The organism is Pseudoxanthomonas sp. USHLN014 (assembly GCF_037153335.1).
Classification (GTDB): Bacteria; Pseudomonadota; Gammaproteobacteria; order Xanthomonadales; family Xanthomonadaceae; genus Pseudoxanthomonas_A; species Pseudoxanthomonas_A winnipegensis.
The window spans coordinates 419987-432127 of record NZ_JBBCKO010000002.1; the positions used below are offsets into that span (position 1 = coordinate 419987).

The window sequence follows — 12141 nt, forward strand, 5'->3', positions numbered from 1 at the left end:
GTCAACCCTGCCGGAGGTCATGGCCGACGAATGGCGTGGGTGTCAGGTCTCCAGGGGAACGGTCGGCACGATGTTCGGGTAGATCCGCTCCAGGTGTGGCTCGCCGCCCTTCTCCAGGTCGGGCATCAGATAGCCGTTGACCGGCTGGGAGCGGTTGACCCACAGCGCGTAGTACAGGTGATCGGCGCGCTCGTCGCCGGTGTTGGGGTGCAGCAGGATGGTCAGGCCCAGGCTGTTCAACTGCAGCCACGGCACGACCACCGGCAGCAGGTCATTGGTGAAGCCGAAGTAGAACGACGGGGTGACGTGCGGGCCGCGCGGCTCCAGGTTCCAGTTGCCCAGCTCCACCGGGAAACGCTCGGCGGTCCAGCGGCGGATCAGCGCGGCCTTCTCGTAGGTGTCCTCGTCGAAGTAGATATGCGCGTGATAGCTCTTCACGTCGGTATAGGCGCGCGGCTTGGCAGGCAGCGTCTTCTCGCCGGGCCGGATGCTGCGCGGACGCGGCGTGGCCTCGGCGGCGGTGTGCTCGCCCCAAGGGCTCTTGCCCGCATCCGGCGGCGGCACGAGGGCGCGGAAGCCGGGCTTGCCCGGCTCGGTGAAATTCTCGCCAGCGGCCGGCGCGGCCGCCGCGCCCTGCGCCGACAGCGCCAGCCCCCCGGCGGCCAGCGCACTCGCCCCGATCAGGCGGCGCCGCGCCGGCGACAGCAGATCGGCCCAGTCCTGATCCTGCGGCGTATTGCGTATCAGGCGCCCATGTCGGTCCACCAGGCGGTGGGCATGTTCCTCATCCTGCGGGCGCAGGGCGTCGTCGTGCGTGGCAGACATCGTGCAGGTCCAGGGCTCGTGCACGCACCCCATGCGTGCTTCGCGGCCATGGTAGGCAGCGCATCGAACTACACGATATGGCGATCGCGCATGAGCTCATGCGCTGGGCATGCCCGAGCCGTCGCGTCCGAGTTGCCTTGAGTCCGGGCAGCTTGAAATCGGAACATTCAAGTCAGGCCGAAGATCGGCACTGCATCGCGAAGCCCGATCCCGGCGGGTGGAGGAGCGACCCGCCGCTCAACACCCCAGAAAGCGCAGCCCCACCCCTGGCTCGGTCGCCAGGTACTTCGGCGCCAGCGCCGAATCGCCGAGCTTGGCGCGCAGCTTGCCGACCAGCACGCGCAGGTAGTGGGTGTCCTCGGTGTGGGTGGGGCCCCAGACCTCGCGCAGCAGCTGCGGCTGGGTGACCACGCGGCCGGCGTTGGCCACCAGCAGCGAGAGCAGGGCGAACTCCTTGCGGGTCAGCACCACGGGGGCGCCGTCCAGGTGCACTTCGCGGCGCACCAGATCGATGTGCAGGTGGCCGTCGTCGAACAGCGGCGGCGCGCTGGCGTCGGCCACCACGTGCTGGCGCAGCAGGCCGCGCACGCGCGCCATCAGCTCCTGCGTGCCGAACGGCTTGGTGACGTAGTCGTTGGCGCCGCCGTCGAGCGCGGCGACCTTCTCGCTTTCGGCGGCGCGCACGCTGAGCATCAGCACCGGCACCTGGCTCCACTGGCGCAGCTGCGCCAGCACTTCGTGCCCATCCAGATCGGGCAGGCCGATATCCAGGATCACCAGGTCCGCGCCCTGCGTGGCCAGCGTCTCCAGGCCGGCGCGACCATCGGCCGCCTGCAGCACCACGTAGCCCTGCGCGCGCAGGGAGATGTCGAGGAAGCGGCGGATCTGCGCTTCGTCGTCGATCACCAGCACGCGCGCGGGCGTGGTGGGGGCTTCAGTCGTCGTCGGCATCGTTGCGGGGCGGTGGCTGCAGCAGCGGCAGGGTGATGCGGATCAGCGTACCGCGCCCATCCTGACCGGGAAGTGCCTCCACGCTGCCGCCGTGCGCGCCGATCATGCCCTGGCAGATGGTCAGCCCCAGGCCGGTGCCGTGGCGGCCGCGGTCGCCGCGCTCGACGCTGTAGAACATGTCGAAGATGCGCGCGCGCTCGTCCTCGGGGATGCCCGGGCCACGGTCGGCCACGTCGATGCGCAGGCCGCCGGGCGCCAGCTGGGCCGACACGCGCACCGCTTGGTCCGGCGGGGAGAACTTGGCCGCGTTCTCCAGCACGTTGAACACCGCCTGCTCGACCAGCGCCGGATGCACCCACAGCATCGGCAACTCCGGCGCCAGCGCGGTCTCCACGCGCACGCCGGGCTGGTAGCGCTGCAGCCGGCGCACGGCCGAACCGATCAGCTCGTCCACGCCGATCCAGTCGCGGTTGAGGGTCAGGCCGGTGTGGCCCAGGCGGGTCATGTCCAGCAGGTTCTGGATGTAGCGGTCCAGGCGCTCGCCTTCGGTGAGGATGGTGTCCAGCAGCGCGCGCCGGTCCTCGACCGGCATGGCCTGCCCGTAGCCGGACAGGCTGCTGGCCGAGCCGATCATCGCCGCCAGCGGCGAGCGCAGGTCGTGGCTGACCGAGGACAGCAGGGCCGAGCGCAGGCGCTCGGTCTCGCCGCTCATGCGGGCGTTCTCCAGGTCGCCGACCAGGCGCGTGCGCAGGGCAGCCTGGGCGATGTCCTCGACCATGGCCTCGGCCAGGCGGCGGCGCTCTAGCCCCGGGGGCGAGGGATCGTCCATGCGCAGCCCGGCCACGCCGATGGTGGTGCGCTCGCCGGCGGTCATCGGCACGAACCACCAGCCCGCGCCGGCCAGGGTGTCGGTATGCCGGCCGCTGGGCGCGCCGTGGCGCTGGGTCCAGGCCGCGGCGGCGTGGTCGGTGTCGCCCAGCGCGGCGGTGGGCGCGGCCTCGACCTGCTCGCCCACGCGCAGCCAGGCCTGCGCGTCCAGGGCGCGCTCCAGCGCCCGGCGCCCGGCCTGCAGCACCTGGCCCAGGTCGGCGGCGGTGGAGAGCTCGCGCCCCAGCTGCTGCATCGCCGTGGCGTGGCGGTTGGCCGCCGCCAGCGCCAGCACCTGCATGCGCAGGCGCGAGGCCAGGCGCCCGGCCACCAGCGCGGCGGCCAGGAACAGGAACACCGTCACCACGCCCTGCTCGGCGCTGATGTGCAGGGTGAAGCGCGGCTCGATGAAGAAGAAGTTGTAGGCCAAAAAGCACAGCACGGCGCTGAGCACCGCCGCGGCCATGCGCGTGCGCGCGGCCACCACCACCACCGCGACGATGAACACCATCGACAGGTCGTCCAGCCCGACCCAGCGCTGCGCGATCCAGGCCAGCGCCACCGCGGCGACCGTCGCCAGCAGCGAGAAGCCGGCATCGTGCCGGCTCAGCCGCTGCGGCAGCGCATGCAGGCTGCGCCGCGCCCGGGCGCGCGCGGCCGGCGTGCTGACGATGTTGATCTCCAGGTGCGCGCCGCGCTGGATCAGCTGCTGGGTCAGGGTGCGGTTGACCATGCGCGCCAGCGGCCGCTCGCGGGTGCGGCCCAGCACCAGGGTGGACACGCCGGTGTGGCCGGCGTGGTCGAGCAGGGCGTCGGCGATGTTGGGGCCGTGCAGCAGTTCGGCCTCGCCGCCCAGGCGGCGCGCCAGGGCGAAGGCGCGGTCGATCTCCTGCTGGCTCTCGGCGTCGAACCCGCGCCGCTGCACGGTGACCACGGTCCACGGCGCGCCGCGGCGTTCGGCGATGCGCCGGGCCACGCGCACCAGGTATTCGCTCTGGCCGCCGCCGTCGATGGCCACCAGCACGCGCCGGCGTACGGGCACGCCGGCCTGGCCGCGCGCGGCGGCGTCCTCGCGCAGCGCGTTGTCCACGTGCTCGGCCGCGGTCTGCATGGCCAGCTCGCGCAGCGCGGTCAGGTTGGACGGCGAGAAGAACGCCTGCAGCGCCTGCGCCGCCTGGTCGGGCAGGTAGACCTTGCCCTGCTGCAGGCGTTCGACCAGCTCGCGCGGCGGGATGTCCACCAGCACGATGTCGTTGAGCCGGTCGAACACCGCATCGGGCACGGTCTCGGACACGCGCACGCCGGTGATGCGCAGCACCATGTCGTTGAGGCTTTCCAGATGCTGGACGTTGATCGTGGTCCACACGTCGATGCCGGCATCGAGCAGCTCGACCACGTCCTGCCAGCGGCGCTCGTGGCGGCTGCCCGGCGCGTTGCGGTGCGCCAGCTCGTCCACCAGCACCAAGGCCGGCTTGCGCGCCAGCAGCGCGTCCAGGTCCATCTCCTCCAGCACCCGGCCCTGGTACTCGACGCGCTTGCGCGGCTGCTGCGGCAGGCCTTCGGCCAGGGCGGCGGTCTCGCTGCGGCCATGGGTCTCCACGATGCCGACCACCAGGTCGGTGCCGCGCCGGAGCTGCTCGCGCGCGCGGCCGAGCATGGCGTAGGTCTTGCCCACGCCGGGCGCCGCGCCGAGGAACACGGTGAGCTGGCCGCCATGCTCGCGTTGCAAGCCCTCGATGAGGGCGTCGGCCTGGCGGGTGCGGGGGTCGGTCATGGGGAGATTTTGCTTGGGTTGCCTGGGGTTTTGTGGGTTGGGGGGCTTTCGATCTACGCGGAGCCAGGCGCCGGCACGGGGCACCAGCCTGAAATCCGTTATTCCCGCGAAAGCGGGAATCCAGGGACGTTGCTTCTCGCTTTGCGCATGCGGCGCGCTTCCAGCGGCAGGCCCCGGGAGAGCCCAAGGCAAGGGCAAAAGCGCAAAGTCCCTGGATTCCCGCTTTCGCGGGAATGACGAATTGGGGGGAGCCGACGCCAATGACGGATTGGGGGGAGCCGACGCCTGCCTCGATCTCAGCGCTTTGCGGCGTCCTCCAACGCCAGATTCAGCGCCACCACATTCACCCGCGGCTCCCCGAACACGCCGAACTGCTTGCCGGTTGTATGCGACTGCACCAGTGCGGCCACCGTCTCCACCGGCAAGCCGCGCGCACGGGCCACGCGGGCAATCTGGATCCGCGCCGCGGCCGGCGAGATGTCCGGGTCGAGCCCGCCGCCGGACTGGGTCACCAGATCGGAGGGCACCTGCGAGGGCGACACCCCCTCGCGCGCGGCGACCTGCGCGATCGCATCGTCCACGCGCTTGATCGCGTCGGGATTGCTGCGCGCCTGGTTGCTGCCGGCGGCCGACATCGGGTCGTACTTGGCCGCCGAGGGGCGCGGCTGGAACCACTGATCGCCCGCGAACGGCTGCGCCACCAGCGCCGAGCCGATCACGGTGTCGCCGCGCCGCAGCAGGCTGCCGGTGGCCTGCTCGGGAAACGCCACGCGCGCCAGGCCCGTGCCGATCAGGGCGTACAGCAGCCCCATCACCAGCAGCGCGACCAGGGACAACACCAGGGCCGGCCGCCACGCGGCGCGGTCCTGCAGAACGTGGGAAGACATGGCAGCTCCTTTTCCGGAAGGGCGGGACATCAGGGTCTGGGCGAGGTCGACGCGGCTCATGCGCCCACCACCGCGGCCAGGACGAGGTCGATCAGCTTGATCGCCACGAACGGCAGCACCACGCCGCCCACGCCGTAGATCAGCATGTTCCGGCGCAGCAGCACGGTGGCCGTGGCCGGGCGGAAGCGCACGCCGCGCAGGGCCAGCGGGATCAGCGCCGGGATCACCAGCGCATTGAAGATCAGCGCCGCCAGCACCGCGTTGCGCGGGCTGGACAGGTGCATGACGTTCAAGGCGGCCATCGAGGGGATCGCCGCGGCGAACAGCGCCGGCAGGATGGCGAAGTACTTGGACACGTCGTTGGCCAGCGAGAAAGTGGTCAGCGCACCGCGCGTGATCAGCTGCTGCTTGCCCACTTCCACCACCGCCAGCAGCTTGGCCGGATCGCTGTCCAGGTCGACCATGTTGCCGGCCTCCTTGGCGGCCTGGGTGCCGGAGTTCATCGCCAGGCCCACGTCGGCCTGGGCCAGCGCCGGGGCATCGTTGGTGCCGTCGCCGACCATGGCCACCAGCCGCCCGCCGGCCTGTTCGGCGCGGATGCGGGCGAGCTTGTCCTCGGGGCGGGCCTGGGCGATGTAGTCGTCCACGCCGGCCTCGGCGGCGATGGCCGCGGCGGTGAGCGGGTTGTCGCCGGTGATCATCACCGTCTTGATGCCCATCGCGCGCAGCTGGGCGAACTTCTCCTTGATGCCGTGCTTGACCACGTCGGACAGCTCGATCACGCCCAGCACGTGCCGGCCTTCGGCCACCACCAGCGGGGTGGCGCCGCCGCGCGCGACCTGCTCGACGCGGCCGGCCAGTTCGGAGGGCACGCTGCCGCCCAGCGCGGTCACGTAGGCGGCGATGGCATCCACGGCGCCCTTACGGATCGCGCGGCCGGCCACGTCCACGCCGGACATGCGGGTCTGCGCGGTGAAGGCCAGGTACTCGGCCTGGTCGGGCTCGGTGGCGGTGCAGCCCTGCTCGCGCGCCAGCCGCACGATCGACTTGCCCTCCGGCGTCGGGTCGGCCAGCGAGGACAGCAGCGCGGCCTCGCGCAGCTGGGTCGCGTCGATGCCGGCCAGGGTATGGAAGTGGGTGGCCTGGCGATCGCCGTGGGTGATGGTGCCGGTCTTGTCCAGCAGCAGCACGTCCACATCGCCCGCAACTTCCACCGCCTTGCCGGACTTGGCCAGCACGTTGGCGGCCAAGGCGCGGTTCATGCCGGCGATGCCGATGGCCGGCAGCAGGCCGCCGATGGTGGTCGGGATCAGGCACACCAGCAGTGCGATCAGCAGCAGCGGGTCGACGCGCACGCCGACGAACGCACCGATGGCCGGCAGCGTGGCGACCACGATCAGGAAGGTCAGCGTCATCGCCGCCAGCAGCAGGGTCAGGGCGATCTCGTTTGGCGTCTTCTGCCGGTTGGCGCCTTCGACCAGGGCGATCATGCGGTCCAGGAAGCTGTTGCCCGGCTCGGCGGTGACCTTCACCACGATCTCGTCGGTCAGCACCTTGGTGCCGCCGATCACGCCGCTGCGGTCGGTGCCGGCCTCGCGCAGCACCGGCGCCGACTCGCCGGTGACCGCGGCCTCGTTGATGGTCGCCAGGCCACGCACGATCTCGCCGTCGGCCGGGATCTGCTGCCCGGCCGAGACGATCACCAGATCGCCCGGGCGCAGCTGCGCGGCCGGCAGGCTGCGTTCGCTGGCATGGCCCTGGATGGCATCGACCTTGCGCGCGATCAGGTCCTGGCGCGCGGTGCGCAGCGAGGCGGCCTGGCCGCGGCCACGCGCCTCGGCGATGGCCTCTGCGAAATTGCCGAACAGCACCGTCAGCAGCAGGATCGCGCTGACCGCCAGGCCGAAGCCCAGCGGCGCGTTGCCGGTCAGCGTGACCAGCAGCGCGACCAGGGTGCCGGCCATGACCACGGCCATGACCGGGCTGCGCACCAGCTTGGCGGGATTGAGCTTGAGCACCGCATCGCGCAGCGCGGCACGGATGGCCGCGCCATCGAGCAGGCGCTGCGGCGCGCGGTGGGAATGGACTTGGGAATTCATGTTCAGCGTCCTTCAGTGCGCCATCAGCGCCAGGTGTTCGGCGACCGGGCCCAGCACCAGCACCGGCATGAACTGCAGCACGGTCAGCACGGCGATCACCGCGATCAGGGTCAGGGCGAAGGTGGGGGTCTCGATCTGCAGGCTGCCCGGCGACTCGGGCGCGGCGCGCTTGGCCGCCAGCTGCGCGGCGACCACCAGCGGCACGATCAGCGCCGGGTAGCGGCCCAGCAGCAGCACCAGGGTGCAGCTGAGGTTCCACCACGGCGTGCTGTCGCCCAGGCCCTCGAAGCCCGAGCCGTTGTTGGCGAAGGCCGAGGCGTACTCGTAGAACACCTGGCTGATGCCGTGGAAGCCGGGATTGGAGTTGGCGGTCAGCGCGGGCACCGCCAGCGCGATGGCGGTGAACAGCAGCAGCACGATCGGCTGCAGCAGGATCAGCAGCGCCAGCAGCTTGACCTGGCCGGTCTCGATCTTGCGCCCGAACAATTCCGGCGTGCGCCCGGTCATCAGCCCGGCCAGGAACACGCCCAGCAGCAGGTACACGATGAACTGCTGCAGGCCGCAGCCGATGCCGCCCCAGATGGCGTTGATCAGCATGTCGATCATGGCCACGCCGCCGCTGAGCGGGCTGAGCGAATCGTGCATGGCGTTGACCGAGCCGTTGGAGGTCTGCGTGGTCAGCGCCGCCCACAGCGCGGAGGCATCGGCGCCGAAGCGTACCTCCTTGCCTTCCATCAGCAGCGGGCTGGCGGCGCTGGCCGAATGGCCTTCGGCCCACACCAGCGCGGCGGTGGAGGCGGCCGACATCGCCACCATGCTGCCGAAGATCAGCCCGGCCAGCTTCCGCCGGCCGGTGAACGCGCCGACCATCACCACCACCGCGATCGGGATCAGCACCAGCGCGATGCATTCCAGCGCGTTGGAGAACGGGGTCGGGTTCTCCAGCGGCATCGCGCTGTTGGGCCCGTACCAGCCGCCGCCGTTGGTGCCCAGCTGCTTGACCGCGACCATCGCCGCGACCGGGCCCAGCGGCAGCTTCTGCGCGCTGAAGTCCGCGCTGTGCGCGATCGGCGTGGCCGTGGGACCGGCCTGCAGCGTGGAGGGCACGCCCTGGCTGCCGAGCAGCAGCGTCCACAGCAGGCACAGCGGCAACATGAAGCGCACGCAGGCGCGGATCACATCGCTGTAGTAATTGCCCACGTCGACCGCGCGCGCATCGCCTTCCTGGGCATCGGCGGCGCGGCCCTTGCCGAAGAACGCGCGCAGCGTGGCCACCGCCAGCCCCAGGCCCATCATCGGGGTGATCACCTGCAGCCCGGTGATGGCCACCATCTGCGACAGGTAGGACAACTGCGCCTGGCCGGAGTAATGCTGCTGGTTGGTGTTGGTCAGGAACGAGACCGTGGTGTGCAGCGCTAGGTCCCAGCGCATGTTGGGCACACCGTCGGGATTGAGCGGCAGCCAGGCCTGGGTCATGAACATCGCCCACACCAGCACGCCCACCACCACGTTGCTCAGCACGAAGGCGCCGGCATAGCCACGCCAGGACATGCCGCGCGCCGGGTCCACGCCCAGCAGCGCATAGAGCGGCCGCTCGACGAGGCCGAACAGCGCATCGCCGCGCATCGGCGCGCCGCGCATGACCCGGGCCAAGTACAGACCCAGCGGCCAGGCCAGCAGCAGTGCGGCGGCCAGGATCAGGAAGATCTCAAGCATGTCGTGGGTTCCTTCAGAAGTCTTCGGGTCGCAGCACGACGTAGAGCAGGTAGGCGGCGGCGAGGATCACCAGCGCACCACAGGTCAAAGCTAGCCAGCCAGGCATGGTTGTGTCTCCATGGACTGCGATCGGCGGCCATGCGTGCCGCGCGATCCGCAGGGGAATGAGGGAAGGGGGCATGCAGCTCCCTGCATGCGGCGCCCGCCCCGGGTGTGCCGGAACGGGCGAAAGTGTCGAGCGCGTGCCGGTAAAGGCGCTAGGCGCGATGCGCCGCCCTGCGTAAATTCTTCATCAAATCTCCGCCCGGCCAGGCCGCGCGGCTCAGAACCGATGCGCGAATCCGACGTAGCCCTGGACATCGGGCGTCCGGTCGTTCAGACCGAAGTTGGCGCCAAGATCGACCTGGAAGCCGGGAGCCAGCAGGTAGCTGACCGCCACGTCCGCGGAGGCCTGCCTGATCGTGCCGGCCGGGTCCTTGTTCACCGAGGACCACAGCTCCACCGCCACGCCCAGTCGCGGGGTGAGCGCGTGGGAGAGGTTGACCAGATTGGTCACGCCCAGGTGCGTGCCGCTGCCATCGCTGTCGGCCAGCGCATCCAGCTCCGGCCCCAGCAACAGGGTGAAGCCGCGCGGCAGGCTGAGGCTGATCGGCAGGGCCACGCCCCCCTCCCACTTGTCGTTGCCCAGGCCGTCGGCGGCGGTCGGCATCTTGACGAAAGGAATGACCGCCACACTCACCGATGGGCCCTCGTAGAAGCGGGTCTTCAGGCGCAGGGTCGCATCACCGCCGCCGGACAGGCGGGACATGGCGCCATCGGTGCGATCCAGCGTCCGCACTTCCACCTGTGGGGACCAGTACAGCTGGATGTCGGTGTTGTCGCTCAGTCCGTACTTCAGCCCGGTATTGGCGAAGGCGAAGGTCTCAGTCCTGGTCGCGGGCTGGGTATCGCGGGTGTAGCTGGTGACATCCGCTTCCACCTGCCAGTCGCCGGCGGGAACGGTGCAGACCGCATTGCTCTTGGTCGGGCGGTCGGTGCAGAGCGGTGCGTCGTCGCCGGCCGCCATGGCCGGGGCCGCACAGGCCAGGCCGAACAGCACGAGTGCGCCAGAGGCCAGCGGCGCGCGCCCACGCGGCGCGTTGAGTGAGGTCTCGATGTTCAAAACGAAGCTTCCTTGGCGTCGCCCGGCAATCAGCGGACGCGCGGTATGACGACATTCCGTGGCCTTCACACGGGATGTCGATCTGCTGGGTTGGGTGCGTGGGTGGCCTCGCCACGCCACGCTGCAAGGCCAGCGCAAGATAGGAAGGGGCGGCGTAAAGACACCATCCGCGCCCGCTGCCTCTGACATAAAAACCGCATCAAATCGCCAGGCGCGCGTGCTGCGCGGCGCAGAGATTGCGAAGAATTTATGCCGCAAGCGCCAATGCGCATGGCGCGTTGATGCCCTCGGCGCGAACCATGCGCGTCCCGCACCGTGGTGCGCTGTCAGCTGCCATGTTCATGTCCATCGTGTTGCTCCAAGGGCCGGCCGCCGGCCCGGTCTCACTGCCCCCGCATGCCGCGCTGTCCATCGACCTGATCCAGTGCGACACGCTGCCGGCCATGGTCGGCGGCCTGCACCTGGCCCGCTGCCAGCGCGCGCCGCTGGTGGTGCTCGACCCCGGCGCGTGGTCCGCGCGCGACTGCGCCCTGCACGGCGCGGCCTTGCGCGACGCGCTCGATGCGCTGGACGCGCCGTATATCGAACTGCACGACCACAGCGCCCAGGAATTCGCACACTGGGCCCATCCGCAGCACGAGGCGCTGGCCGTGTTCAACGTCGACCGCGACGCCGCCGCGCGCCTGACCATGGCGCTGGCCGTGGCCGCGCGCCTGGTCGCCGCGCCCCTCGACCCGCACTGAGGGCCGCCGCCATGTCCATCGTCATCGTCCGCGGCCCCGACCTCCTGCATGCGCCGCCGACGCCGCCGGCCTCCCTGCCCTCGCCGGTGATGCACGGCCTGGCCGAGCTGGCCTGCTGCGCCGGCAAGACCATCGCCCTGCGCAGTTGCGCCAGCGAGCGCGAGCTGCTGCAGACCCTCACCCTGTGCCGGCGCACCCAGGTCGAGCTGGTGCTGCTCGATCCCGGCGCCTGCAGCGCCAGCCCGCGCCTGCAGGCGCTGCTCGCACAGCAGCCCCTGCCCTACATCGAAGTGCACGACGATCCGCCCGGCCAGCCCGAGGCCTGCCTGCCCGACGCCAGCGGCCGGCGCGTCGGCCGGGCCCAGGGCTACGGCGCGCACAGCTACACCCTGGCACTGTCGCTGGCGCTGGAACACCTGGGCTGCAGCGAACTGGACGATGTCCATGTGGGCACCTGAGCCGGGCCCGGCGCGCACGCCGGTCGCGGTGCGCTACTTCGTCGATTACGAAGTGTGGGTGGGCGGCCAGGCGATCGCCTGGGGCCAGCTGATCCAGGCCGGGCCGCCCGGCGACCCGCTGCCTGGCGCGGACGCGGCCTGGCTGCACGACCTGCAGCAGCGCGCGGCCGACCGCCACGGCGTGGGCGCCGCCGAAGTGCGCATCCGCACGCTGGCGCGGCTCTAGGGCACGCTAGGCCCGCTGACATGCAATGACACGCGGCTTCATCACGCCGCAACACGATCGCGGCAATGCTTGGCTCTGCTGCCCATTGGAGAGAGTTGCCATGCGTCTTGCCCTGACCGCCGCCGCCGTGTCCCTGGCCCTGTCCGCCTGCGCCTCGGCGCCGCTGGCGTTCCAGCCGCTGGACGGCACCATCTCCGGCACCTGCCATACCGACATGGTCAAGGGCGCGGTCGGCCTGGCCGCCGCGCAGCCGACGCTGGAGCGCATCCGCGTGGACAGCGACAGCACCGCGCTGTCCACCGGCGATCAGGCCGCGACCGCGACCGAAGGCGGCTCGACCGTGCACGTGCAGGTCGGCGAACACAATGCGATCACCGCCATCGGCTGCAGCGGCACCACGGTGGCCATGCAGTAAGCCTCTCGCGGGCGCATC

Annotated in this window: 12 protein-coding genes; 4 read left to right on the forward strand and 8 right to left on the reverse strand. The window is 71.0% G+C overall.

The window, feature by feature from the left end; all coding sequences use genetic code 11:
- Positions 1-42 precede the first annotated feature (42 nt).
- The 8 genes from WFQ05_RS05790 to WFQ05_RS05825 all read right to left on the reverse strand — a co-directional run bounded on the left by WFQ05_RS05790 (position 43) and on the right by WFQ05_RS05825 (position 10185).
- Positions 43-825 carry a DOPA 4,5-dioxygenase family protein gene (locus tag WFQ05_RS05790; protein WP_337053048.1) on the reverse strand — a complete coding sequence of 261 codons (783 nt, stop codon included), beginning with the start codon at positions 823-825 and terminating at the stop codon, positions 43-45.
- A 237-nt stretch (positions 826-1062) separates the two neighbouring features.
- Complete coding sequence (locus tag WFQ05_RS05795; protein WP_130514587.1) at positions 1063-1776, reverse strand: response regulator transcription factor; 714 nt, start codon at positions 1774-1776, stop codon at positions 1063-1065.
- Complete coding sequence (locus WFQ05_RS05800) at positions 1760-4417, reverse strand: sensor histidine kinase KdpD (protein ID WP_286576124.1); 2658 nt, start codon at positions 4415-4417, stop codon at positions 1760-1762. The genes WFQ05_RS05795 and WFQ05_RS05800 overlap by 17 nt, the downstream gene beginning before the upstream one ends.
- Positions 4418-4713: 296 nt before the next feature.
- Positions 4714-5304: a potassium-transporting ATPase subunit KdpC gene (gene kdpC / locus WFQ05_RS05805; protein ID WP_337053049.1), complete on the reverse strand. Its 591-nt coding sequence runs from the start codon at positions 5302-5304 to the stop codon at positions 4714-4716.
- A 56-nt stretch (positions 5305-5360) separates the two neighbouring features.
- On the reverse strand, positions 5361-7403 hold the full coding sequence (gene kdpB, locus WFQ05_RS05810) for a potassium-transporting ATPase subunit KdpB (RefSeq protein WP_337053051.1): 2043 nt from the start codon (positions 7401-7403) through the stop codon (positions 5361-5363).
- Between the two features lie 12 nt (positions 7404-7415).
- A complete protein-coding gene (gene kdpA / locus WFQ05_RS05815) occupies positions 7416-9119 on the reverse strand; it encodes a potassium-transporting ATPase subunit KdpA (protein ID WP_337053052.1) in 1704 nt (567 codons plus the stop codon).
- 13 nt (positions 9120-9132) lie between these two features.
- Positions 9133-9225 (reverse strand): potassium-transporting ATPase subunit F, encoded by a 93-nt coding sequence (locus WFQ05_RS05820; RefSeq protein WP_130514578.1) that lies wholly within the window; start codon positions 9223-9225, stop codon positions 9133-9135.
- A gap of 216 nt (positions 9226-9441) precedes the next feature.
- Positions 9442-10185 carry a transporter gene (locus tag WFQ05_RS05825; RefSeq protein ID WP_337053258.1) on the reverse strand — a complete coding sequence of 248 codons (744 nt, stop codon included), beginning with the start codon at positions 10183-10185 and terminating at the stop codon, positions 9442-9444.
- Positions 10186-10622: 437 nt separating this feature from the next.
- Between WFQ05_RS05825 and WFQ05_RS05830 the strand changes: the two genes are divergently transcribed.
- The 4 genes from WFQ05_RS05830 (at position 10623) to WFQ05_RS05845 (ending at position 12123) form a co-directional block, all read left to right on the forward strand.
- Positions 10623-11024 (forward strand): hypothetical protein, encoded by a 402-nt coding sequence (locus WFQ05_RS05830; protein ID WP_337053054.1) that lies wholly within the window; start codon positions 10623-10625, stop codon positions 11022-11024.
- Between the two features lie 11 nt (positions 11025-11035).
- Positions 11036-11482 (forward strand): 3-dehydroquinate dehydratase, encoded by a 447-nt coding sequence (locus tag WFQ05_RS05835; RefSeq protein WP_337053055.1) that lies wholly within the window; start codon positions 11036-11038, stop codon positions 11480-11482.
- A complete protein-coding gene (locus WFQ05_RS05840; protein WP_131659815.1) occupies positions 11469-11708 on the forward strand; it encodes a hypothetical protein in 240 nt (79 codons plus the stop codon). The genes WFQ05_RS05835 and WFQ05_RS05840 overlap by 14 nt, the downstream gene beginning before the upstream one ends.
- 100 nt (positions 11709-11808) lie before the next feature.
- Positions 11809-12123 (forward strand): hypothetical protein, encoded by a 315-nt coding sequence (locus WFQ05_RS05845; RefSeq protein ID WP_337053056.1) that lies wholly within the window; start codon positions 11809-11811, stop codon positions 12121-12123.
- Positions 12124-12141: the final 18 nt, after the last annotated feature.

Excerpts from the sequence above, each read along its gene's own strand:
- WFQ05_RS05790 (WP_337053048.1), bottom strand. The coding sequence starts at position 825 with ATGTCTGCCACGCACGACGACGCCCTGCGCCCGCAGGATGAGGAACAT.
- WFQ05_RS05795 (WP_130514587.1), bottom strand. The coding sequence starts at position 1,776 with ATGCCGACGACGACTGAAGCCCCCACCACGCCCGCGCGCGTGCTGGTG.
- WFQ05_RS05800 (WP_286576124.1), bottom strand. The coding sequence starts at position 4,417 with ATGACCGACCCCCGCACCCGCCAGGCCGACGCCCTCATCGAGGGCTTG.
- kdpC (WP_337053049.1), bottom strand. The coding sequence starts at position 5,304 with ATGTCTTCCCACGTTCTGCAGGACCGCGCCGCGTGGCGGCCGGCCCTG.
- kdpB (WP_337053051.1), bottom strand. The coding sequence starts at position 7,403 with ATGAATTCCCAAGTCCATTCCCACCGCGCGCCGCAGCGCCTGCTCGAT.
- kdpA (WP_337053052.1), bottom strand. The coding sequence starts at position 9,119 with ATGCTTGAGATCTTCCTGATCCTGGCCGCCGCACTGCTGCTGGCCTGG.
- WFQ05_RS05820 (WP_130514578.1), bottom strand. The coding sequence starts at position 9,225 with ATGCCTGGCTGGCTAGCTTTGACCTGTGGTGCGCTGGTGATCCTCGCC.
- WFQ05_RS05825 (WP_337053258.1), bottom strand. The coding sequence starts at position 10,185 with ATGGCGGCCGGCGACGACGCACCGCTCTGCACCGACCGCCCGACCAAG.
- WFQ05_RS05830 (WP_337053054.1), top strand. The coding sequence starts at position 10,623 with ATGTCCATCGTGTTGCTCCAAGGGCCGGCCGCCGGCCCGGTCTCACTG.
- WFQ05_RS05835 (WP_337053055.1), top strand. The coding sequence starts at position 11,036 with ATGTCCATCGTCATCGTCCGCGGCCCCGACCTCCTGCATGCGCCGCCG.
- WFQ05_RS05840 (WP_131659815.1), top strand. The coding sequence starts at position 11,469 with ATGTGGGCACCTGAGCCGGGCCCGGCGCGCACGCCGGTCGCGGTGCGC.
- WFQ05_RS05845 (WP_337053056.1), top strand. The coding sequence starts at position 11,809 with ATGCGTCTTGCCCTGACCGCCGCCGCCGTGTCCCTGGCCCTGTCCGCC.